The sequence below is a fragment of the Maribacter zhoushanensis genome, assembly GCF_029350975.1.
GTDB classification, from domain to species: Bacteria; Bacteroidota; Bacteroidia; order Flavobacteriales; family Flavobacteriaceae; genus Maribacter; species Maribacter zhoushanensis.
This window is the reverse complement of record NZ_JARKMR010000004.1, coordinates 1-22,610: the sequence shown is the minus strand read 5'-3', so window position 1 is coordinate 22,610 and position 22,610 is coordinate 1. Positions and strand designations below refer to the sequence as shown.

Genomic DNA, 22,610 nt, shown 5'->3' with positions numbered 1-22,610 from the left:
CTCAGTTTATAGATTTTGATCAAACTTTTTTATACCCTTTAGCTAATTTTTTAGCAATCATTTTATCCATTTCACTTTTAGCAAGGTCTTTATTCTCAAACTCTTTAACTCGGTTTTGAGGCTTGTTTCCAATTCTACCAAATTCTATCTCAATATTATTTTCTATTTGTTTTATCTGCCAAAATTTTGAGCTTGTTCCCTCTATAAATTCTAGTCTTATGAATTCTTTGGTAGCTGTTGAAATAATTTCTTTTTCTTCTACTTCTATTGTTATAGGTTCTTCAGCTATTTCATTATTAGATTTAGCTTTTTTTAAATCAATTAATTCAGGTTTTTTAACTACTCTTCGTTTTGGCTCAATAGGTTTATCAGATTTTAAAGCACGTTCTATTTCAGAAAGAACGTAATCGGGATTTAATAACCAATCTTTTGCGTACACTAGAGTTACCTTCCATCCGAAATTCGATAAAATTGATGGTCTTAAAACATATTGTTCTAAAATATCGTCATTATTATAATGCTGTTCATGGTCAATTAGAATTGCTAAGTTTCTATCTGGCTTATGCTTTAAACTAACTGCTAAATCACATTTAAAATTAGATTGTCCTACTGCCTTTCTAACTTCATATCCTTTTGCTAGTAAAGCACTTTCAATCTGCTTAACTAATACATGGCTCTGTGTATTGCTAACTGCTTCGTCTATTTTATTAAGACCATCTAATATTGTGTTTGCACTTCTAAGAGAACCTTCAGAAATCAATTTAGAATAGCTTAAGAATTTTTTAAAGTAGTTTGCACCTTCATTGTAATCATTAGTAATTTCATGAGGTAAAATTGATGAAACCACCATCATATGCATTTTTGACCTAGAGAAAATTACATTTAGTCTTTTTTCACCGCCTCGTCTATTTATAGGTCCAAAATTCATATACATTTTACCCTTCGCATTATGGGCGTAGCAAATACTCATAATAATTACATCTCTTTCGTCACCTTGAACGTTTTCTAGGTTTTTAACGAATAAACCATTAAACTGGTCATCTTCTTCTTTTTGGTATTCTTCTTCTAGTAAAGCATCAAAAGCTAGATCCTGTGTTCCTAAAATTTCTAATGCATTCTCAATTTCACCTTGTTGCTCCATAGAAAACGCAACAATACCTATACTTAGTTTTTTATCATTAACCAGTAATTCACGTACCAATCTTGCAATATATCTTGCTTCATCTTTGTTAGATCTTTTTTCATATAAACCATTTTCCAAATAGTGATAGCTTATACTTTTCTGTAAGTGGTCGTCTATATTAATAGTATCTTCAGGGCTTGAAATACCAACAGTTTCTTCTATCTTATTACTAGATTTATGAGCGTCTGGTATAGTTAATAGAGAACGGTTGTAGAATGCTGCGTTACTAAAGCTAATTAGACTTTCTCTTTTGCTTCTATAATGCCAGCCAAGCATTACGTTAGAAAGTTTTCGTGAACTTTGATTTAAAATGCTATCGGCATCTAAGGAAAAACCTATTTCTTCTTCTGCATCGTCTTCTTCTAAATTGGTATTTGAACCAAAGAAATTTGTGGGCGGCATTTGCATTTCATCACCAACAACAATAATCTGTTTTGATCTAAAAAGTGCAGGCACACCTTCTTCTAATGTTATTTGACTAGCTTCATCAAAAATAACAACGTCAAAAGTATCTTGGTCTATCGGCACAATGTCCGATACACTTAAGGGAGACATTAGCCAAACCGGTTTAAGAGTAGTCATTATTTTATGCGCTTCATTATTAAATAATTCGCGAACAGATTTATAACGCATGCTTTTACCGAATTCATTTTCTAAAATTCTTCGGGCAGATTTTAAATTTTTCTTCTCATATTTTTCATCTTCTGTTAGCTGAGCCGCAGTAGACTCGGTAATTCTAATTTGATTTAAAAATTTAGAAACTATTTCGCTTTTGATAACCTTTACATTAGATTCAAAATATGATTCTAGTAATTCTTTTATATTCGAAATTGCTCCTTCAATATTACCAGCTTCTAAATCGTTCGTTTGTGGATATTTTTCCATGAGATTTAGAAAATTTCCGTAAGCAAAATGATAAGAGAATTCTGCACTTGTCCATTTTTTATTCAGAATTATCTCCTGAAAGTTTTCTGGTAGTGTTTTTAATTTTTCAAGAAAATTTTTGAACGAAGAAAAATGGTTTAATTCTAATTTAAGAGTTTCATACTTTATGGAAATAGATTCAATTTTAATAGAAGGCTCCCCGTTAAATAGATTGGATAAATTATTTTTTAATTGAATAAATGTTTCTTCAATATAACTGTAAAAAGTAATTTCTTCAAAATTTTGATTTGCACAGAATTCTGTAATTAACTCGTTACTTTTATTTTGAGAATGTAGTAACCATTCTGTTTGTTCCTTAATGTCTTTAATTCCATAAGTAGCTACTAGTTCATGCTCAAAAGATTTGATGTCACTTTTACATTGATTTAATTGTTCTAATTTTTTTATAATACTGTCTAAAGAAGGTTTTACTTGGTGAGCATCAAAATTATAAAGTTGCTTTATTTCATTTTTTATTTTATAAAAACCGAGGTTCAAAAACTTAAGGAAGCCACTGTTTTTTGCTTTCCAATTTTCTACTAATATTTTAGAATCTTCTAAACTTAAATTAGAATTCCAGTTGTTGTTTTCTTGCTCTTGCTGGTCTAGATTAAGAAGTAGTTTTTTGTGTTCTTTAATTTTTAAAATCAGGTCTTTACCATTATTGCTGCTAGCATCGAATATGTCTAGTTTTCCTTTTTCGTATATAGGACGTAATTTTTTTGCAATGTCTATTCTATCTTCAACCTCAGAAATGGTAAAATCTTCAAGTGCTATATTGCTAGCCATTTCAGCATCTTCTAAAAGAGCATCTAGTTTATATTCTAATTCTTGAATTTGGTCATTAATAGTAGTCTTATCAGTGGAATATAAAGATTTATTTAGATGGCTTATTTGGCTTTCGCTTATATAATTGCCTAAACCCTTTTCTTGTATAAGTTGTATCCAATCTTCTAACCAATTTAAATTTTCTTCTAAATATTTAAAGGAAGGCAAATCTCTGTACTCTCTTTCAGATAAACTTTCTTTACCTTCTTTGTGTTGCAAAATAGTTTTTACTAATTCATAAGCAGGGTTGTCACCAGTTGACATTTCTTGATGATACTTTTGAATTAAGTTTAGTTCTTCTTGAATTTTTTGAACTACCTCTGTTCGTTCTTTAATTAACCTTTCTTTATTATCATGTTCTTCGGAGAAGCCTTCGTAAGTTCCTTTGAGGTTTTGTATGAATTCTTTTTTATCAGATTTTGTGTCGTGAACTAGTATGCATAAATCATCTAATTCCCTACTTTTTAATCTATGGTAAACAACATCTAAAGCAGCACGTTTTTCACAAACAAAAAGTACCTTTTTTCCTTTAGAAATGTAATCTGCAATTAGGTTTGTAATTGTTTGAGATTTTCCTGTACCTGGTGGTCCTTGAATAACATAACTTTCACCAGACCTAGCATGGCTTACTGCTGTGTTTTGCGTTGGGTCTGATGATATTATAGGAAAATCATTAGCGATATTTCTTAGTTCATTTTTTTGTTTAGTACGCTGTGGTATTTCGCTAAACAATTTATTGAATACATCGTCTTGTACTTCAGCTTCAATAATGTGATTGTAATCTCTTACCAAAGACATTTTTCTATAATTAAAATTGCCGATGGTCATGTTGGTAGTGTCAATTTCCCAATTTAAAGGATTAGACTCGCCTTCCTCATCATGAAAATAAAATGAACGTTCTGTATCCGCTACTATTTTTTGAGTAGATGGCATTAAATCTTCATTAATAAGATATTCTAATGCTTGATTTTTATGTTTTATTCTCGATTTAAAAATTTCTAGACCTAAAGGTTTAAATTGACCAGATTCGTAAGAGTAATCTAAATTTTTTAAGTTAAAACCTGCAGACCGTCTATTGGATTTTTGCTTTTTTAGATTTAACTTTTTACGAGCCTTAATCTGCATTAATTTTATTCTAGGCTTCTTGTTTAAATATATACGAACACCTGTTCCGCCTTTTTCAATTTGGGTTTTTAAATTTTCTGTCAAATCTTCAATAGAAGACTCTTCTAAATCAACAAAGTCGGGTAATATAATTCCAAAATTATCATTGAAGTATTGAGAAAGAACAGGATTTACTTCTGCTACGAGATTTTGAAATTCAAGCGTGAATTTATCTTTTACACCTTTCTTTTTTAAAAGATTTGTTTTTAATAATAAAAAAGGTGACCTGATTTTTTCTTCCGGATTTTCTTTAAAATTATACCAGTTAATATATGCCAAAACAGTTCTTTGAGGATTAAAACCAAATTCGTTATTATTTTTTCTAGCCTCTAGTCTAATCTTATTGATTGATGCAGGTAAATACTTGTTTGTTTCGAACTGTAAATATTGATTTAGGTCTATTTGTTTTTTGCTTTTTACCTTTTTTTCGATTTCATTATTCCATAGAAGTAAATCTTTTTCTTTAATGTTTTTATGGTCCAACAAATGAGGAATAGAGGAGATGGTTAGGTTAACAAATCTGTCTTTATCTTTATAATAAAGTAGATTGTTTCTTCTACTCATATCATAAAGTCTATTCTTAAGTTTATTTAATATCCAATGACTACGCTTAGAGGTGTCTAGGGTTTTAAAACCTTCTGTTTTAGTAAGGTCAACTATATTTTCTGGATTTACATCTCTGTAGTTTTTAATACGTAATAGTACTTCATGAAAATCTTGAATTCTATCTTCTCTGTATAATTCAGTCATATTAGAAATTAATTCTAATAATGACGGGTGTAATGTTTTATTTAAATAATAAAGACGATGTTTGTTATTCACAAATTGTTCTAAATCATCTTTTTCATTGAAGTTTAAACCAAATGCAAGTGAAGCAAAAATTAAACCTACACAATAAACTTCTGTTACAGGATCATAGTGTCCAAATGATTCTTCCCAACTACGGTATCCTAGAAAATAAACCGGCTTGTTTATGCCTGTAGTAAACTCTTTTAAAATATTTGTATTTTCATAATCAGAATACCCGTCATTTACTTCTATGGTTTGTTTGTATTCATTACTAACTGCAATAGAAGTTTTCTCCGTACTTTTTTTAAAAAGATTTTTTTTAGAGATACATATTTCTCTTTGGCTCTCTTTAGTCTGTAGAGCTTCTGAATTATAGATTACTTTTTTAGAATCGTTTAGTTTTAAGACCTTATTTTGCGCATGAATATTGGCAATATATTGAGTTAAAGGAATAGTGAAAGATTCAAAATCTTGTGATTTTAAATCTCCGTGGTCTTGTATTTTAGTTAGTAATTCACTAAAAGATGATTCTTTCATTTCCCTATTCTTTGTATAAGCTTTCTCCATCACCTTCTCTAATGTTTTGATAATCCTCTAAGATTTGTGATTGAATTTTTTTAAGCTCTTTTTGATTAAGTTTTAATTCTTTTTTTACAACTTTGACATAATCTTTATTTATGTCTAGTAATTCTGAAATTTCCATCGTATGCCCTAATGGTAGCAGTTCTAGCTCATTATCTGCTCTAGTAAAATCTAGTAAAATATAGCTTAAGTAATTTTTGCAGTTTACATGCATTTCACTTATAAAATCTTTTATCTCAGTAAGACTAAAACCAGACTTTTCTTTACTATAATTGGCAAAATATTCATGTGCTAAATTTTGGGTTAATTCTGTTTGCATCCATTTAGGTTTCAGAATTAATTGTATTAATGACAATGAAATATCTTTTAATTTGTGTTGCTGAAATAAATCTAATTTATTTAAATCTAGACTGCCTTCTACTAATTGTTTAATAGCTACAATTTCTTTTTCTTCTAAATTTTCAGCTTTTTGATGTAGCGCTATTGACCTTATGTAAGATTCTGGGTGTGTTGACCTTTCTGTTATTAAGTCTTCATCTTCAGATATTATTTCCATGGCTTGTTTAAGGTAGCTACTTGCATTTACTTCACTTAAGCCTGTCTCTAACTTAACAAGTGTAGATATCATACTTTCTTTTTCTGCGCATACATTAAAGGCGCAACTATCACAAAACAGTTCTAAGTATAACTTAAACTTTCTAAATGTTTCAATATACGCGTCATCGCTATTTACATCTGCAGAAAGTGCATCTATAATTCTTTCTGTAACCTCATAAGCTTCATTATCCATTTTAGAAAATAGGTAATGACCAAGCTCATGGCCTAAAAGTGCTTTTTGCTCGTCAGAATTTAAAATATTCAAAACGTTTCCACTAAAGACGATATGAGCTTCATTTTCAATGATACAAATGCTAGTATTTAGTTGTACGCTGTTTTGTTCTTGATAAAATGTTACTTGTGCATCAATTTGTAAAGCGGAACAGACTTCATCACTTATGGTATATAAGTTTTCATAATCAGTTCTTTCAAGTCTAAATGTGTTTTTAAGTATAGATGTTTTTACTTCTTTCTTTTGGTCCGTTTTTATCTTTTGGTTTGCAAACCAATCCCAAGTTTTCTTTCTCGATTTAAAATGATCTTTAAGTTTTGTGTGAAAATCATAAATCTCAATTTTAGAGGTAGATGTCATTTTATTTTAAATTAATTTTAAAATTTACATTTATTGGCCATACTAGTGTTTAATGGCTTTTGAAAATGATATATAAAAGAAACAGAGATATTTAGAGAATGTTGTAAAATGTTCTGATTTTGTTGAAAAATATAAAGGATATTTACATTAATCACAGTTTTAGAATATTGAACAATAAAACCTCATAAACCTTCCAAAATCTAAAAATTATTTAAGGCTATTTTATTTTGTTATTAAAAAAAAACTGAATTTCTTATTGTAATTTATTTTGTGATAATTAATAAATTATAAGTAAAAAAGATAGATTTTTTTACTAAGCTCCATTCATATCTTGTGCCGCTGCCCCAAATAACGCTAAATTGGCAAATACAAATAATAGTAAAATAATACCAATTAAAGAGATAATCAGACCTATAATAGCCAAAGTTCTGGGTTTGCTAAAAATACCAATAAACGATAGTATTAGACCTAAAAACCAAATGCACCAACCTAGTATAGGAACACAACCAATTATCAATCAAACTATAGAAATTACAAAGCCAGCTGTGCCTATGCTGTTTGTTTCTTTTTGCTGATTTATAATTATCGTTTGTCCTTTATTGTTTTTAGACTCTTCATTTTGCATTTGGTTCGGTTTTTTAAAATATGCTTATTAATTAGCGGTGGTTGGTATTTATAGATATAAAAATTATAGTAACCCCATTTTAAATGCTAAGGTTTTAAATTTTTCTACCAAAATAAGAATTTATATCCGATGAATTATCTGACATTAAAATGTAGTATTAACAAGTTTGTTAATAAGGTTAAAAAATGTTTGGTTGAAACTAATTTTAATATCAATTATTAGCTAATAAGAGTTTATTCAAATTCTTAAATTCAACTAATCTTTTTTATTAAGACTTGAGATGCTATAAATAGTTGATTCTATTCTTGTTTTAGTTCCCAAAAAAATTTTTTTTTTTATTGTATGGGTTTAATTCTACTGATTTTTTATATTTCAATTGCTATTCAAGTTTAACATAAGTGCCTGTAGTTTTTTCTGTTTTGAAAACTTTTGTAGTTGCAGTTTTATCTTATAAGTTACAAGAAACTAATTGTTTTGCGAGAAGGAATGTGGACAATATATTTTTCATAGTCTTTGATGTATTTTAGATTTTATTGGTTATTATAATTCAACTACGCTGCGTATATTTTCTTCTAGTACGTATAAATTGATATCTAAAATCGTCATAGAATAAGCTTGCTAATAAAATAAATGCAGCAGCAATTAGGGTATTTAGTTTTAGGTTAAGCTGCAAGTAGAGGAAACCACCAAATATTCCTCCAAGAAAAAAGAAGCAAATAATAAAAAGGCGGAGCCTAATAGTGGATTTTAATTTCTCTTTATTAGGATGCTGTTCCGGAAAAAATAATTGTGAAAGCTCAATTCCTAGGTCGGTAAATAAACCTGTAAGGTGTGTTGTTCTTACAACAGCATTTGAAATTTTGGTTACGAAAGAGTTTTGTAGTCCCATTGCAAATAGAAGCGCACTTACAATTAAATTTGGATGGGTAATTGGAAAGGCGTTACTATAAACCGGTATGGCTATTAGTATTAAACATTCTACTATAGTTGGTACCATAAAAACGTTTAGTTGTTTGTTCTTTTTAAATTTTTCAATTAGAAAACTAGAGAAGAATGATCCAAAAAGGAAAGAAAATATATAAAGGAAATAAACCGTGCCTTTCCAGAAATCTAAATTTGCAACATCGTTCATGAATAAGGCAAAATGCCCTGTTACATTTGTGGTAAGTTGATTGTATGCTAAAAAACCAGTTACGTTTACAATACCTGCAACAAAAGATAAAATAGTGGCAATCTGCAGATTGTGCTTTAATTTCCTGCTTTTACCTTGGTGTCTAAACATTGCGTTATGATTAAATCGATACTAGAAAAAACACAAATAGAAACTACTTTTTTCCTTTATACAAATAGCTAGTTTTAGATGAAGTGTTACTGTTTATTAGTAAGATTTCGGTGATTACAAAGATATTTAAATCATTGACTAATTAAGGACTATAGTCCCTGTAATTGAGAGGTTCTAACATGCAAAAAGAAATTACTATATTAAAATATTCTTTCTAAATAACGATGAAGATATATTAGATTTCAAATAAACGTACCTAGTTTTTAGCTAATGAAACACTAAAATAATTAATGAAATTGTTGTTTCCTGCAGCATCCACGTGATAATGGTAGCCTCTTTTTTTATCAAAATGACCACGGCAATCATCTAGGTCTTTTGATTTGTTATTATCAATATTCAATTGCGCGTATGAGCCAAACCCGTCCATAGCATAACCAATCCCTAATACTATCGGCATCACATGAACATCCCTTATGATTTTATATTATAAATTTTGATAATCACTGTAATGTTATTTTCTTGATCAATTTATTTCTTAGAGGTGGGGTATTGCATGTTTCCAACCTTTTTCAAGTTGTTTTGATAAGATAATGGTTACCTCGCTTAGTTCTCTGTTACCTGCGATATTGACAGTTTCATAAGGGTCATTTATTCTGTCAAATAACTCTTTACTGGTCAATTCTCCTCTGGTGCCCGTTTTTGCATCCCAAGTGTACCATTCAATATAATGATATTCTTTTGTGTTGATGGAATAGCCCATGTAACGATTTCCATCTGCAGAAACTTTAGGTCTTCTATGAAACTGACTAAAGGCTGCACTTTTCCATGAACGTTTCGGGTCTTTTATTAAAGGCAAAAAGCTTGTTCCTTGCATATAGCTGGGAACTTCAATACCAGCAATTTCACATAAAGAAGGAAACATATCTACCAACTCGGTTATTTCAAAAGTTTGAGCTCCTCTATTTTCTTGGTTTGGATATCTAATAATCATAGGTACTTGTAAATCAATATTATAATTCGTCATTTTACCCCAACTATTATGGTCTCCTAATTTCCAGCCATGATCACCCCAAAGTATAATAACAGTGTTGTCGTAAAGTCCTATTTCTTTTAAATGTGCAACTAAATTGCCAACTAAAGCATCTACATAGCTTACACTGGCATAATACCCGTGTATTAATTTACGAGACCTTTCTTCATTCATTTTAAAATCTGACTGAGGGTGCCCGATATCATTAAAACCATCATAATGTCTTAACTCATACATGGAGTTCATGGTATGGTCAGGAGCGTTTTTGGGCACTTTGGGGTTTGCCGCTAATGGAATGTCTTTAGCATCATATAAATCCCAGTATTTTTTTGGAGCGGTAAACGGCAGGTGTGGTCTAAAAAAACCTAAGCCCATATAAAATGGAGTCTCTGAATTTGCTAAACGGGTAAGCGTTCTTTTTGCTAATTCAGTTTGTGCACCATCATAGTATAGTGTATCATGAACATCGGCTGCTTCCCAAGCCGGTCCCGTATTCCAACCATCGGCGTATCGAACCGGTTTTAATTTTAATAAAGAATCTCGTTTTACCGCTTGTGATTTATTTACTTCGGCATCAATATAGAATGTTTCTCCATCTCTTTTTAACCAGTCTTTTTGAAGATATTGCGAAGGTCTCAGGTCAGGCTCGTTCCATGATATAGAATCGGGCATATAATTATGAAAAATTTTACCGAGATTAACTGTATGATAACCATTTTTTGCAAAATGCTGTGGCATTGTTACCGTAGAAGGGTATATTTCTCTAAACTTATCTCCTAAATGCCATACACGCGTAGAGTCTGGTCTTAACCCGGTCATTAAACTGGCTCTAGATGGTGCACAAACCGCTACTTGTGAAAATGTTTGCCTAAAGGTCATACCCTCACCAGCTAATTGATCCATATTAGGCGTAATGGCTACCGTATCTCCATAGACACCTAAAGTAGGTCTTAGGTCATCAACGGAGATGAACAATATGTTTGGTTTGCTATTTGCTTTCTTTTGAGCGTAACAGGAGTATATGCTAAGAAAGGTGAACAGAAGCAGTTGGAGATAGTTGTAATTATTTTTCAAATGGTCATGCTTTAAATGAGCCATAACATTTAATGGCTCTTTAAATATACATAGACCTTTTTCTTTGACCTAGAATCTGTGTTTATTCTGGTGTAGACTTTGGTTGATTATAATACAGACACCCAATTATTCCTAAAATTTTAAATTATTATACAAAAAAGGTACTTCAATACGCAGTATACAAAAATGGAGTTGAGTTAATTTTATTTTATTTCAAATGCTATTTTACCATTATCCAATTCGTGTAATTGCCATGTATATTCATACTTTCCACCGTACGTGTATATATCTATAGTTTGCTTTTCCCTATCGTATTCATATTTGCCAAATTTGTTTGTTTTCTTTACGATATAGTTTCCGCAACGTTGCGGACTATTTAAATTTGCTGAATAAAGTCGATAAACTCCGCTTTTTCTAAAATTGATTTTTAAAGTGCCTGAACTAGTATCGCAACTACTATAAACATTTAAGTTTTCATTTTCATGTGGAACCATAGATTTTGTCCAACAACCAATGATGTTAATTTTTTTGATTTCCTGATTTTGGGCAGAAATAGATAGGCTAAAAAGAATTATTGAAAATAATATTATTTGCTTCATGAAAATTCATGTTTCAAGAAACGTACCAAATAAATTATAGAAAAGAGAAAATTAAATTTTAGTTTTTTACAAGTATTATTTTAAAGAAGCTAAGATTAAATCATTCCCAATCTAGAATTTCTAATCCTATTTCTCCACTTTGAAGTGTAACTATTTTAAGCTCCATGGAATTATACTTTTCGGGTAAGCCAAAATCTTTAAAATCTTCAGGACTTTGTTCTTTAAATTCCTTTAACCACTCTTTGGAATGATAAATATTTATGATGCCTAAATCTTTGTCAAACGACCAGCTATAATCTTTAAATGTTTCATTGCCGCAAAAACCTGAAGTTAGATCGTAGTTAACTCTGCATTTGCCTAACTCAAGAAGTGTGACTATTATATTTAATTTTTCTTCTTTATTATTTGATGATTTCTCTTTTTTAAAAATGTATATATCATCTTCTAATTCATAGTTGTGTAAATACCATGTGCCATAAAAATCAGAATTAGTGTATAATTTTTTCTGCGCCTTCACAGGTAATGTAAATGCCAAACCAATAAGAATTAAAAAGACAGTTTTCCCCATACTTATTTAAACATCAAAAATTGCTCCAACATTATAATATTCTTCAAGAATATCACTGACGGTCGCAACTACTTTTTCAGCATTTTCTTTATTAAAGCAGAGCGGTGGCTTCGTTTTAATCACATTATCGAACGGTCCGTCTGTGCTTACTATAATATGTCTGTTTCTTAATTCATTTTTTATATGGCTGGCTAGTGCAGTATTTGGTGTTTTGGTTTGATCCTTAACGATGTCAAAACCTATAAATAAACCTGAACCTCTAACATCGCCAATGCAGCTATATTTTAGCATTAAATCTTTTAAAAGAGCCATGTAATGATTCCCAACAATTTTTGCGTTCTCTTGTAGATTTTCTTCTTCAATAACATCTAGAACTGTACTTGCAATAGTGCAAGAAACTGGGTTGCCGCCAAAAGAACTGAAAAACTCAACGCCTTTTTCAAAAGACTCTGCAATTTCTTTTGTACAAACAACCGCTCCCATTGGGTGACCATTGGCTATAGGTTTTCCTAAAATAACCATGTCTGGTATTACACCATGGGCTTCATATCCCCAAAAATGCTTTCCTAACCTTCCAAAACCTGTTTGTACTTCATCACTTATACAAAGGCCACCTTGTGCTCTAATAGCTGGGTATACTTCTTTTAAATAGCCATCAGCTAATGGTACTTGACCTGCGCAACCCAATATTGGTTCACTTATAAAGGCAGATATAGGTTGTTTACTTTGTTTTATTTGAGCAACGGCATCTTTGCCATATAATGTTCCGGCATTAGGGTTGTTAGCACTGTATTTACCTCTGTACGTGTCTGGGAGAATCGCTTTAATAATGTGGTTTTTTTGACCTTTACCTTTTGCATTATTGAACTTATAATCGCTAATATCTATGGCAATTTGGGTATTGCCATGGTAGCCAGATTCCATGACCATCATGGTATCACTTTTGGTGTGATTATTTGCCATGCGTACGGCTAAATCACTTGCTGCGCTACCTGAATTCACGAAAAAAACTTTATTCAGATTTGGTGGAAAATGTTTTAATAATTTCTCTGCATAATCTGCTAACTCATCATAGATATAGCGTGTGTTTGTATTTAATTTAGTTAGTTGCCGTTGGGCAGCTTCTACCACTTTTGGGTGAGAATGACCAACATGGGGTATGTTATTATAGGCGTCTAAAAATGTATTCCCCTCTGCGTCATACATATATTGAAATGCAGACTTTACCATATGTATGGGCTCTTTGTAGCTCGTTGATAAAATAGAACTTATGTGTTCGTACCTTCTTTTGATGAGACTTTCAATTGATGCAGGTTTATCTATAGAAAGATTAGCTGCTTTTCTAAATTCGTTTTCAGCATGTATGGGGTTTATAGTCAACCAACAGTGTAGTGTTTTCCAAGCCGATTGCTCGCTTATGGATGCGTAACTATTATCTGGATTCACCTTTTTTGCATGTGCAGAGTTGCAAACACTAGTACATAATCTGGCAGCTATTAAGTAGTATAGAATGCTTATTTCTTTAGCTTCTAGCGGAAGTTTTTGGTGGTAAGACTTCAATAGAAGTATAGCCCACTCTAGCGGATTCTCTTTATCATAACATATGTATGTAATAGCAATGGCGAGCTCGTTGATAAGAAATGTATGTGCCAGATTTCCAAAATCTATAATACCGGATATCTTGTTGTTCTGTACAAGAATATTCCATTCGTTGGCATCATTATGTATAATTTGCTTTCTTAATTCTGGGAATAAGGGTTTTACATTTTCTTCAAACTGACTAAAAAAATAACGGACAATATTTCTATCTGTCGCATTTTGGATGTCATTGATATACTTTTTGTTTAAATGAAAATATTGGAGGTCCCATTCCCATTCTCTACTTTGTATGGTGTAGTCTTTAAGACCTTTTAGTTTTAGGTCTAATTCTGCTAGAAAAGTACCTAAAGATGTAACTACTTTCTTTGTGGGCGTAACATCCCCTAAAAAATCGCCCTCCAAAAAAGAAAGTATTCTGTATATGGATGGTTTCTCGTTATTTGAAAAAGCTTTCAAATATGTGTAATCTTTGAAGGGAATTGGTTTGGGAACCATATCTTCAAAATCGTTTTGTATAAACAATAGCGCGTTGTTCTCTGCTTCAACCATATCATAAGTAGCTTCTGAGTATGGATAGGTTTTAAAAATGTAGGAGTTATCGGCAGTAGTAATTCGGTAATTTAGATTATCATATCCATCTAACTTTTTACAATCAATAATGGTTTCTTCTAGTTGGTTTTTTAAAACACTATTCACTTCCTTCATATGATTAGATTATATGCCAACGATAATTTTCTCAAGTTATCAGCTACTACATAAAAATATAAAAAACCAAATATTATGGAGACCAGCTTAGAAGTATTATAATAAATGACTTTGATTATCCGATAGTTTTGTACATAGATACAGTTCTTTTGATATTCAGGTAACGACCAATAACCTAAAAGGTTGAACAACCATTTATAGTTTTCCGTTCAATGATTTTAATCTATTAAGTTCATCAAATTCAGCAGTTAAAACCTTACCGTTCTTCATACCCTCAATTTTGTTTTCTGAGATATTCAGTTCAAAAGCTCTGTCAATTAAATAGTTTTTAAATGTATTCTTATGGTTTAAATCTACAGCGCCAATTAGTTGAGGAAAATTGGTCAATACTTTTTCTAATCTGTTTTTATCTATTTCAGGTATTTTGTCATCGTCAATGGTGACTACAAGAGTTCCTTGTCCGTAATTGGCACAGTAGTAACTTTTACACTTAAATAAGCCACATGCCATCATACCTATTTTATGCTCAAAACCTTCTGCTACATTAAAATGCCCATCAGTTAGTTCTTTAATGTTCTTTTTAAGTCCAATTTCTTTAAGCTGGTTAGATTGAACCAGAAGATTTTCTGGCATGCCACTTTTTGCGTTAGCCCATCCCCACATCCAAGAACTGTCATTAAAAGAAAGCGAACCTATAATTTGAATAGGGAAGTCCAAATCTCCAAAAATGATGTTTCCTTTTCCCATATCAAGTTCCCAGGCACTTGATCTAATTACATCACTAAAATTCATTTGTTTCTCAAAAGAGAGTCCTGCATGTTGCTCTATTAACTCTTTAAGAGTGTTGTAATCTGTTTTATCAAAAGCTTTGAAATTAGAAGATTCACCTTCTGTTTTTCCTTTTGAAGCTTCACCGCCAAATAATTTTTTAAATATGCCCATGTTGTTGTTTTAGATGATGTTTTGGTGTTTAACTATTTCAAGTTTGTATTGAAAAAATCTAATCAGAAAAAATAAATAGTAGTTACTTGCTATGTTATTTAGAAAGGCGTAAAGCCATATTTATTAATAGATGTCAACGTTTGTAAGAATGCCATTTGTAAAGTCAATTCCTATGGTATCTAAGTTTTCTCCATCTTCATGTTCAAGTGAAATTTCAAAATCAGTATTTTTTTTGTTCTTAGCATAAATGGCAGCTAGGTAGAGGTCATTTTTCCAATTAGAAAAGCCTTCAGCTTGATCAATTCTTTTTTTTATAATTTCTTCTTCAATATCAGGTAGATATGTACGCTCCTAATTTTCTAACAGTTGACTAACAAAATCTGTGTGATTGCTGAAAGGGGCGGAGTAGTTGCCTTCTAAGTACATAAGTGTTTCTATGGTATTGGTGCCCATTACAATACTGCCCCGCCAAGTATAGGTTTTAGTTTGGTTATTTCCTTTAATTCTATCGCTTTTTAATATACCTAATGTGGGATGATTAAAAGTTTTCTTTTTTCCAAAAAGAAGGTCGACTATACTCATGTAACTGTTTTTGATTTTAAGTTGTGGATAGTTCAAGAACTAAGTTATTTTTAATTTCCTTTGATAGGGTTATAAAGTTTGAAATATCTTTTGCCCAAATATGATACGTTTGTTTTGAGGGATGAACGCCATCAATAAAAAAATCTGAAGGGGCTATATTTAAATTGAACCTTTTAATATAGTCTTTGCTTGAAGGTTTTAATGCATAGTAGTACACCTTATCATAGTCTCTTACAATGTCAATTAATTCTTCACCAAGAATATTTACCAGACCACCAATAGTAAACTTAATAAGGGATGTAAATGCCGGGAATTCTTTAATTGGCGGCATATTTGTAAATACAATAGGGGTATCTTTAAATTTACTTCTTATACTGTTGATTAGTTCACGAACGTCTCGGTTCCATTTTTTAGGCGAGTTCAATTCAAAAGCATCGTTACCACCTAGACCAATGACAATAAGATCTATGGTTTCTTCTGTTATAAGATGTATAATTTTATCGTTTACATTTTTTGCGGTATAGCCGCTCTTAGCATAAACTTTCCAATCTACACGTGTGTTAAGTGCTGTAGATAATTCATTGGCTAGTGCACCGGTGAATCCTTCTTGGTGGGTTTTGACGCCAACACCAGCTATAGTGCTTTCGCCAATAGTCAATAATCGAATTACTTTTTTAGAAGAAATTAATGATGAACCTTCAGAGCCTTTTGCTTCTGGTAATTTAGGGACAGTTTTCTTAATTTTTTTACCTTGAAAATACATGATGGGTAAAAGCGGAATAGTTAAGAAAGATCCTAATATATATTTTAAGTTCATCTAAAAATTGTTAAATGGCAATAATCAAATGTTGATTAAAGAGTTGTTTGCATTCTTAGATTGAAGATAAGATAATTATGTTCCAAAGAGACGATGTGGTACAGAGAAATTGGGTATTTATGTGAAGAGTAGGGGAAAGCTGATGGTTGATTTCTGTTGGGCAATTTGGATTTTTTTTGTTTGATTTTCTTTAATAAATATAGCCAAATGAAAATTTGATATACTTTGTAAATATGCGAAATTCTCTTGAAAAGCCTATAATAGCTATGTTTTATACACGTTGTTGTAAGCCGTTTTTATTCAGTTGTTGTATTTGGTTTATGTTCTATTTTAAAGTTGCAAGAATTAGCAATAAAACACATTTTGTTCGCTTCTTCGTGTAATTCATTTGCTTTTTTAATCATATTTCCGTCAGTTATTTTCACCTTTGGATTAAGAGTAACCTCGGTAAATTTTCCGCTTCCATTTTCAGTTTCCTCCATAATTCCTGTGGCATTGTCCAAATATTCAGTCACTATAATTTTGTGTACTGAACATAAATGTAAATACCAAAGCATATGACAAGCCGACAAGGAAGATAAAAAAAGGTCTTCTGGATTATATTTTGTTTTATCTCCCAAAAATGAAGGGTCAGATGAACCATTAATCACATCATATTTTCCGTCAGATATGATTTTATGATTTCTGTTATAAGATTGGTAATTCAGAGTTCCGTTTCCTTCGTTTCCTGTCCACTCCCCTTATTATTACATAAATGAAAGTCAAGTTTAAAATAATTAATAGTCCTATGCCGAATTTGCGTCTCATTTTAATTGCTGGTAACGGCTCGGCTCGTATGTTTGATTTTCAGTTTGAATATACTATTAATTATATAAATAAGTAGAGAGATTAAGAGGTTGAGCTAGATACAAGTTCCTTGATATCGTTTCATAGATTAACTACTCTTCTTAAGCTACTACTTTTATAAAAGTAGTAGCTTGGATACTAACAAAAGCTAAAATAGGAGGGACAGAGAGGTCTCGGCTAGATACACTTTAGGGTGATATCGTTTCTTAGAAATCCCGCCCTTCTATAATTTTCTTGGAATCTGGACAGTACCTAGGTCCTTTGTATAGAGACCGAATCAAGTGCGAGCAAAGATGATAAAGGGAATTATAGCTTAAAAACCGAAGAAATGGAAAAGCGTTTAAAACAGAGTCTTGGCATCGATGTTTCCAAATCGAACCTGTCATTGTCACTAGGGTTTCTAAATGAAAGGCTGGTCAAGGAATTCAAGTCCCGTCCCGATGTATCCAATGACCTAAAGGGCTATAAGGAGCTCTTGAAATGGTTGGGGGCATCAGTTGATAGTGAGGTGGAGCTATTGGTAGTGATGGAAGCTACCGGAGTATATCACCAAGGTGTCGCTCATTATCTATACGAACATGGCTATAGCGTTTGTGTCATGCAATCCGGTCGTGTAAAGCGCTATGCGTAGAGTTTGGACCAACGTTCCAAAACGGATGTGTTGGACAGTAGAATGTTAAGTATGTTAGGCCTGGAAAGGAACATTCGCCTATGGCACCCTCCCAGTGAGGAACTACAAGAGCTAAAAGGGTTGAGTAGGGAACGTAGTTCATTGCTCAACGATAGAACGATGGAGACCAATCGGCAAGGGGCTATTGCATCGAGTGTTCATAACAATGCAAAGGCATTGAAAAGGCACAAGGTCAGGTTAGAGCTTCTCAATACGCAGATAGCTGCAGTTGAAGAAGAGATGCGATCATTGATAGCCGACAACAAAGAGTTGAAAAGAAAACTTGAATATTTGACAAGCATACCTGGTGTATCGTTCATATCCGCGGCTACGGTAATCGGGGAAACCTTGGGTTTTGAATCGATAGTCAACGCCAAGCAGTTGACCAGCTACGCCGGTTATGACGTGGTATTGAGGGAATCGGGCAACTTCAAGGGAAAGACTAGGATCAGTAAAAAAGGCAATAGCCATATCAGGGCGGTACTGCACATGCCCTCGATGATCTGTGTGCGTTGTAATCCGACATTGAAACAATTCTATAACAGACTAAAGCCGAACAAGGCAAAACCGTTGGTGGCGCTTGTAGCGGTGCAGAGAAAATTATTGATATTGATGTACACCTTGTGGAAAAACGAAGAAAATTATGATGCTGAATATGAAATAAAAAAGCAGCAAAAGCATGAAGCCTTTGCTGCGCGGGATAACAGTTTGATAAATCAACCTGTTTCCTAAATTATTAAAGAAAAAACTTGTTTTTTGACACAGTACCTATGATTAGTGTGGGGAGCAAAGAAGCAATTCCTAAACCGCCACAGCCCGTAGCCAAATCTTTTTGTTTTGTTTTATTTTTTCTTGTCTAAAGCAAAATCCTAAAGATTTTGCGACCTCATAAATATATACAGACGTTGGCGTAAAAACCTAAACCCCACATTAATTATAGCCATTGTTACCATTAGTTGCGAAACATAGCAGTAAGCACAGGCTCTTTACGCAGATTACACAACGATTGCCCAACGATTAGAATTTGATTGCCTTACGATTGCGCAGATTGGCAGGTTCTGAAACCCATTCGAGTATGTCCATTTGCACAAACAAGCTAAGAAGTCCATCTGCGCAACAGTTGCGTTTGAGTGGAATCCAGTTCTACAGATATTATTAGTTTGATTTTAGTTTCTTATTCCGAATCTGGAATTGAATTTTCAGGGTTTGTGATTTTTTTCTTTTCGCTTTCTTTTTTAAAATAACCGACTGTCCAGATTCCAATTCCCAATATACTTATCAAAGGTAAATCAGAGAACATTTCAGCCGTTTTTGGTTCTAAAAATTTACCAATAAATCTTACTGACCATGAAAGTATGATTATTGCTATTCCTATTTTTTGAAGAAGATTACTATTTTTCATATGATAAAGCTCTATGTATTTCAGATTAGTATTTATAAATCTAAAAATGTTACATTAATTAGAAATATTTCGAGCTATTAATGGTAACGGTTTTGTATAAGATTATTTGCGTGATTTAGCAACTAACTTTTCAAGTACAGACCGAATAGAAAATCCGCGAGGATTTTCGTAAGTAGGCTCGAAACAAGCAATTAATTTTATACGTTGTTGGCAATAGTATTTTTTATAATTATTTCGTTCAGTTTTTGTGTGTCAGATTCTACTATTTCGCTCAAGTCAAACTCGATTATCTTTCCGTTATCTTTTGTTATTATTAATTTTTCTTCATTCAGTTCAGTTTTTTTGATTTGGTCAAAACTTAATGATTTTCCCCAAAAAGAGTTTACTCGAATATTTGCTCCTTTTTTATTCCATTGCACGTAGTTTTTGTACCAAAACATTTTACTGTAATAAAGAACTTGAAGAAAAAATCCGACTGCTGTTATTCTTTTATTCAATTTTGGGTTTTCAAATAATTCAAAAATTCCATTAAAAATAAATACGAGAGATAGAATTAAAATACTAATCCAAATCCAACTTTTCATATTGTCAAAATGTATTTTTTTCATTTTTACACTATTGATTTAATTAATTTATAAGCATATAAAGTTTACGATTAAAACATAATTCCGCAAATCCAATATTCTGTTTTTGAATAATAATTTATTCCACCAATTATTCCAAATACTGTCCACAATGGGTTTGTCAGAATTTCGGTTTTAATCAATTTGTTCATTTTTGTGTTCGTCTGTTATATTATTGCCAACGGTTGAGCTATGAACAGTACGGTTGCAAACTAGCGTTTGCTTTCCGCCACGCACATAGCGAAATCTTTTTGTTTTGATTTATTTTTTCCTGTCCAGAGCAAAATCCAAAAGATTTTGCGGACTTCATAAAAATACGCAAACCTTGCGATTAAGCCCAAAGCCCGTATTGTTTATAGCATATATGTAAAAGCAGCATGTCCTTTATCTTTAAAGTATACTAAAACAAAAAGATATGAAAACGGAACACACTGCAAGACCTAAGTTATTCATTGGTATCGATATTCACAAACGTAGTTGGAAGATTCATTGTTCGACCGATATTTCCGGAGGTAAGACATTTTCTATGTCCCCATCACCCGAAGGTCTTTTGAACTATGTGGAGAAGTATTTTAAGGGACATGAAGTAACGACCGCTTATGAGGCAGGTTGTTGCGGATACCACGCGCATCGTAGTTTTGAGAGTTACGGTTGGCGCAGTTTGGTGGTCAACCCTGCCGATATTCATAGAAAAGGAAAAGAGAAACACACCAAGACCGATCGCATCGATGCCCAATTGATAGCAAGGGAGCTTAAGGACGGCCGGCTGGAGGGTATCCATGTTCCCGATATGGAACGAGAACAACTACGGAGTCTTTTCCGTAGAAGGAACGACCTGGTCAAGGACTACCGAAGAATAAAGAGCCTTATAAAATCACAACTTTTATATTTCGGGGTGGTGATTCCCGATCGGTACGACAATAGCCATTGGAGCCATGGTTTCCGAGACTGGCTCGATACTTTAAAATTCGAGTATTCACCTGCCCGTGCTACCCTAGATAGCCGTATGCGGCAGTTCCGTTTTGTAGATCAGGACCTTAGGGGTGTATCGACGCAATTAAGACGTTTCTGTAAGTTGTATTACAAGAAGGACTATAACCTGCTCAGGAGTATACCGGGGATCGGTGGTATCGTAGCCTGTGGCATTCTTTGCGAACTTGGAGATTTGAGAAGGTTCAGGAATTTGAAGCATTTATCAGGTTATGTCGGTTTGGCACCGGGCATCTATCAAAGTGGCGATACGGTTCGATCAACGGGTATGACCAGACGAGCCCACCGTTTGATACGGAGTTATTTTATAGAAGCTTCATGGCAAGCCATACGCACCGACCCTGTGATGCAAGCTTATTATAGAAAGCATTTAGGTAAAAACGTAAAGAGTATTATCATAAAAGTGGCAAGAAAGCTTTTAAGTAGAACACTTGCCGTTATCAAAACGGACACACCCTATGTGATAGGGGTATTGAAATAACATAGAATCAAGAAATCATAACAAAGCTCAAGAAGAGGTATTAAAAACCTGTATCACAAAACACAACCGGTGACCGTCCAAGGACAGGATCACATCGTATAGCCAGTGAACGGGTTTATTATAACTTATAATCATACAGATGCTGGTGAAGACCAAAAGGTCTATCACATATAGGAGTGCGAGCAAGTTATATCAAAACAAAAAAAGGTGGTTTAAGGCAAAAAGAAAATATTGACTAACTTTAAGGAACTGGAACAAGGCTTTTCATAGGAGGTTGTGTTGTATATAGTTTTTACAACCGATAGCCTATTCCAATTTTCAAAATGTTGACATTGGTGTTGAATTTTGTATTTGGCACATTATCCTCAACCCCAAGTCTCACAAAGTCATATTGTAATTGGGCAAAAAACTTTTCCGAAAAGTCATAAGTAAATCCAAAATTTAGATTGAATCCATTTTGATTGTCACTTCCACCTGCAAAATCAAAAACCATAATAGTGTATCCAAGTCCAAGATGAGGATGTATTTTTTCGATAGATTCAAGATTCAGTTCGCCAAAAATTCGAGGTTGTAATATATAATTGCTGACATTAGCTCCTTGAAAATCAGTCTTACGAGTAAGAATTCCCCCATTAAAAGAAGCCCCAACTTTTATAGGATTTAAATCAATAAAACGAAATTTAATGCCCAAATCAACAATTCCATTAAAATTTTCCCCTAGGAAATTATTATCTATCGGGATTGGGTAATTTAATTCAGCGGTAATTTTTGAGTCCTGTGAATGTGAAGTAATTGTTATTATTAACAACGATAATGTCCAGAAAATTTTTTGTTTCATTTTTCTTTTTTTGAATTATATACAACGTCTTGGCTATGAGCAGTAAGGGAGCAAACTAGCGTTTGCTTTCCGCCTTGCACAAAGCGAAATCTTTTGGTTTTGTTTTTTCTTTTTTTTATGTCAAAGCGAAATCCCAAAGATTTCGCGACATTATAAATATATACAGACCTTAGCATTTAAAACCTAAGCCCTTATTGTTTATAGCATCGATGAAAAAGCAGCAAGTCGAGTATCTTTAAAGTTCTCTAAAACAATAAGATATGAACACTCAACAAACT

17 protein-coding genes and 1 pseudogene are annotated in these 22,610 nt (G+C 32.5%); 3 read left to right on the top strand and 15 right to left on the bottom strand.

Annotation, left to right across the window (positions count from 1 at the left end; all coding sequences use genetic code 11):
• Nucleotides 1-19: 19 nt before the first annotated feature.
• The 12 genes from PXD56_RS13605 to PXD56_RS13550 form a co-directional block, all read right to left on the bottom strand.
• Nucleotides 20-5,455: an AAA domain-containing protein gene (locus PXD56_RS13605; RefSeq protein WP_276493890.1), complete on the bottom strand. Its 5,436-nt coding sequence runs from the start codon at nucleotides 5,453-5,455 to the stop codon at nucleotides 20-22.
• Nucleotides 5,430-6,659, bottom strand: coding sequence for a M48 family metalloprotease (locus tag PXD56_RS13600; RefSeq protein ID WP_276493889.1), 1,230 nt, complete (start codon nucleotides 6,657-6,659; stop codon nucleotides 5,430-5,432). The genes PXD56_RS13605 and PXD56_RS13600 overlap by 26 nt, the downstream gene beginning before the upstream one ends.
• Before the next feature lie 1,172 nt (nucleotides 6,660-7,831).
• Nucleotides 7,832-8,566: a YoaK family protein gene (locus PXD56_RS13595; protein WP_276493888.1), complete on the bottom strand. Its 735-nt coding sequence runs from the start codon at nucleotides 8,564-8,566 to the stop codon at nucleotides 7,832-7,834.
• Between the two features lie 256 nt (nucleotides 8,567-8,822).
• Nucleotides 8,823-9,023, bottom strand: coding sequence for a hypothetical protein (locus PXD56_RS13590; protein ID WP_276493887.1), 201 nt, complete (start codon nucleotides 9,021-9,023; stop codon nucleotides 8,823-8,825).
• A gap of 78 nt (nucleotides 9,024-9,101) precedes the next feature.
• Complete coding sequence (locus tag PXD56_RS13585) at nucleotides 9,102-10,571, bottom strand: sulfatase (protein WP_276493886.1); 1,470 nt, start codon at nucleotides 10,569-10,571, stop codon at nucleotides 9,102-9,104.
• 302 nt (nucleotides 10,572-10,873) lie between these two features.
• The gene (locus tag PXD56_RS13580; protein ID WP_276493885.1) at nucleotides 10,874-11,269 is read right to left on the bottom strand and encodes a hypothetical protein; all 396 of its coding nucleotides are present in this window, start codon (nucleotides 11,267-11,269) and stop codon (nucleotides 10,874-10,876) included.
• Between the two features lie 100 nt (nucleotides 11,270-11,369).
• On the bottom strand, nucleotides 11,370-11,837 hold the full coding sequence (locus PXD56_RS13575) for a hypothetical protein (protein WP_276493884.1): 468 nt from the start codon (nucleotides 11,835-11,837) through the stop codon (nucleotides 11,370-11,372).
• Nucleotides 11,838-11,843: 6 nt separating this feature from the next.
• The gene (locus PXD56_RS13570; RefSeq protein ID WP_276493883.1) at nucleotides 11,844-14,141 is read right to left on the bottom strand and encodes an aminotransferase class III-fold pyridoxal phosphate-dependent enzyme; all 2,298 of its coding nucleotides are present in this window, start codon (nucleotides 14,139-14,141) and stop codon (nucleotides 11,844-11,846) included.
• 195 nt (nucleotides 14,142-14,336) lie between these two features.
• A complete protein-coding gene (locus PXD56_RS13565; protein WP_276493882.1) occupies nucleotides 14,337-15,083 on the bottom strand; it encodes a DUF6882 domain-containing protein in 747 nt (248 codons plus the stop codon).
• A 351-nt stretch (nucleotides 15,084-15,434) separates the two neighbouring features.
• Entirely contained in the window at nucleotides 15,435-15,665 is a 231-nt protein-coding gene (locus tag PXD56_RS13560) for a hypothetical protein (RefSeq protein ID WP_276493881.1), read from the bottom strand.
• 16 nt (nucleotides 15,666-15,681) lie between these two features.
• The gene (locus PXD56_RS13555) at nucleotides 15,682-16,482 is read right to left on the bottom strand and encodes an SGNH/GDSL hydrolase family protein (RefSeq protein WP_276493880.1); all 801 of its coding nucleotides are present in this window, start codon (nucleotides 16,480-16,482) and stop codon (nucleotides 15,682-15,684) included.
• A gap of 296 nt (nucleotides 16,483-16,778) precedes the next feature.
• Nucleotides 16,779-17,189, bottom strand: a complete 411-nt coding sequence (locus PXD56_RS13550; protein ID WP_276494137.1) for an OsmC family protein — start codon at nucleotides 17,187-17,189, stop codon at nucleotides 16,779-16,781.
• 467 nt (nucleotides 17,190-17,656) lie between these two features.
• Between PXD56_RS13550 and PXD56_RS13545 the strand changes: the two are divergent.
• Nucleotides 17,657-18,124 (top strand): annotated as a pseudogene (locus tag PXD56_RS13545) (IS110 family transposase); the annotation flags it as partial.
• Nucleotides 18,119-18,730, top strand: a complete 612-nt coding sequence (locus PXD56_RS13540) for a transposase (RefSeq protein ID WP_338088468.1) — start codon at nucleotides 18,119-18,121, stop codon at nucleotides 18,728-18,730. The pseudogene PXD56_RS13545 and the gene PXD56_RS13540, both read left to right, overlap by 6 nt.
• A gap of 442 nt (nucleotides 18,731-19,172) precedes the next feature.
• Here PXD56_RS13540 and PXD56_RS13535 read toward each other — a convergent pair whose 3' ends face one another.
• On the bottom strand, nucleotides 19,173-19,400 hold the full coding sequence (locus PXD56_RS13535) for a hypothetical protein (RefSeq protein ID WP_276493879.1): 228 nt from the start codon (nucleotides 19,398-19,400) through the stop codon (nucleotides 19,173-19,175).
• Between the two features lie 197 nt (nucleotides 19,401-19,597).
• Complete coding sequence (locus PXD56_RS13530; protein WP_276493878.1) at nucleotides 19,598-20,008, bottom strand: hypothetical protein; 411 nt, start codon at nucleotides 20,006-20,008, stop codon at nucleotides 19,598-19,600.
• Nucleotides 20,009-20,438: 430 nt separating this feature from the next.
• Between PXD56_RS13530 and PXD56_RS13525 the strand changes: the two genes are divergently transcribed.
• The gene (locus PXD56_RS13525) at nucleotides 20,439-21,494 is read left to right on the top strand and encodes an IS110 family RNA-guided transposase (protein ID WP_276493877.1); all 1,056 of its coding nucleotides are present in this window, start codon (nucleotides 20,439-20,441) and stop codon (nucleotides 21,492-21,494) included.
• A gap of 292 nt (nucleotides 21,495-21,786) precedes the next feature.
• Here the strand turns inward: PXD56_RS13525 and PXD56_RS13520 are convergent, their stop codons facing one another.
• The gene (locus tag PXD56_RS13520) at nucleotides 21,787-22,332 is read right to left on the bottom strand and encodes an outer membrane protein (protein WP_276493876.1); all 546 of its coding nucleotides are present in this window, start codon (nucleotides 22,330-22,332) and stop codon (nucleotides 21,787-21,789) included.
• Nucleotides 22,333-22,610: the final 278 nt, after the last annotated feature.

Coding starts and splice junctions, on each gene's coding strand:
- PXD56_RS13605 (WP_276493890.1), bottom strand. CDS start 5,455: ATGGAGAAAGCTTATACAAAGAATAGGGAAATGAAAGAATCATCTTTT.
- PXD56_RS13600 (WP_276493889.1), bottom strand. CDS start 6,659: ATGACATCTACCTCTAAAATTGAGATTTATGATTTTCACACAAAACTT.
- PXD56_RS13595 (WP_276493888.1), bottom strand. CDS start 8,566: ATGTTTAGACACCAAGGTAAAAGCAGGAAATTAAAGCACAATCTGCAG.
- PXD56_RS13590 (WP_276493887.1), bottom strand. CDS start 9,023: ATGCCGATAGTATTAGGGATTGGTTATGCTATGGACGGGTTTGGCTCA.
- PXD56_RS13580 (WP_276493885.1), bottom strand. CDS start 11,269: ATGAAGCAAATAATATTATTTTCAATAATTCTTTTTAGCCTATCTATT.
- PXD56_RS13575 (WP_276493884.1), bottom strand. CDS start 11,837: ATGGGGAAAACTGTCTTTTTAATTCTTATTGGTTTGGCATTTACATTA.
- PXD56_RS13570 (WP_276493883.1), bottom strand. CDS start 14,141: ATGAAGGAAGTGAATAGTGTTTTAAAAAACCAACTAGAAGAAACCATT.
- PXD56_RS13565 (WP_276493882.1), bottom strand. CDS start 15,083: ATGGGCATATTTAAAAAATTATTTGGCGGTGAAGCTTCAAAAGGAAAA.
- PXD56_RS13560 (WP_276493881.1), bottom strand. CDS start 15,665: ATGAGTATAGTCGACCTTCTTTTTGGAAAAAAGAAAACTTTTAATCAT.
- PXD56_RS13555 (WP_276493880.1), bottom strand. CDS start 16,482: ATGAACTTAAAATATATATTAGGATCTTTCTTAACTATTCCGCTTTTA.
- PXD56_RS13540 (WP_338088468.1), top strand. CDS start 18,119: ATGGAGACCAATCGGCAAGGGGCTATTGCATCGAGTGTTCATAACAAT.
- PXD56_RS13535 (WP_276493879.1), bottom strand. CDS start 19,400: ATGAAAAATAGTAATCTTCTTCAAAAAATAGGAATAGCAATAATCATA.
- PXD56_RS13530 (WP_276493878.1), bottom strand. CDS start 20,008: ATGAAAAAAATACATTTTGACAATATGAAAAGTTGGATTTGGATTAGT.
- PXD56_RS13525 (WP_276493877.1), top strand. CDS start 20,439: ATGAAAACGGAACACACTGCAAGACCTAAGTTATTCATTGGTATCGAT.
- PXD56_RS13520 (WP_276493876.1), bottom strand. CDS start 22,332: ATGAAACAAAAAATTTTCTGGACATTATCGTTGTTAATAATAACAATT.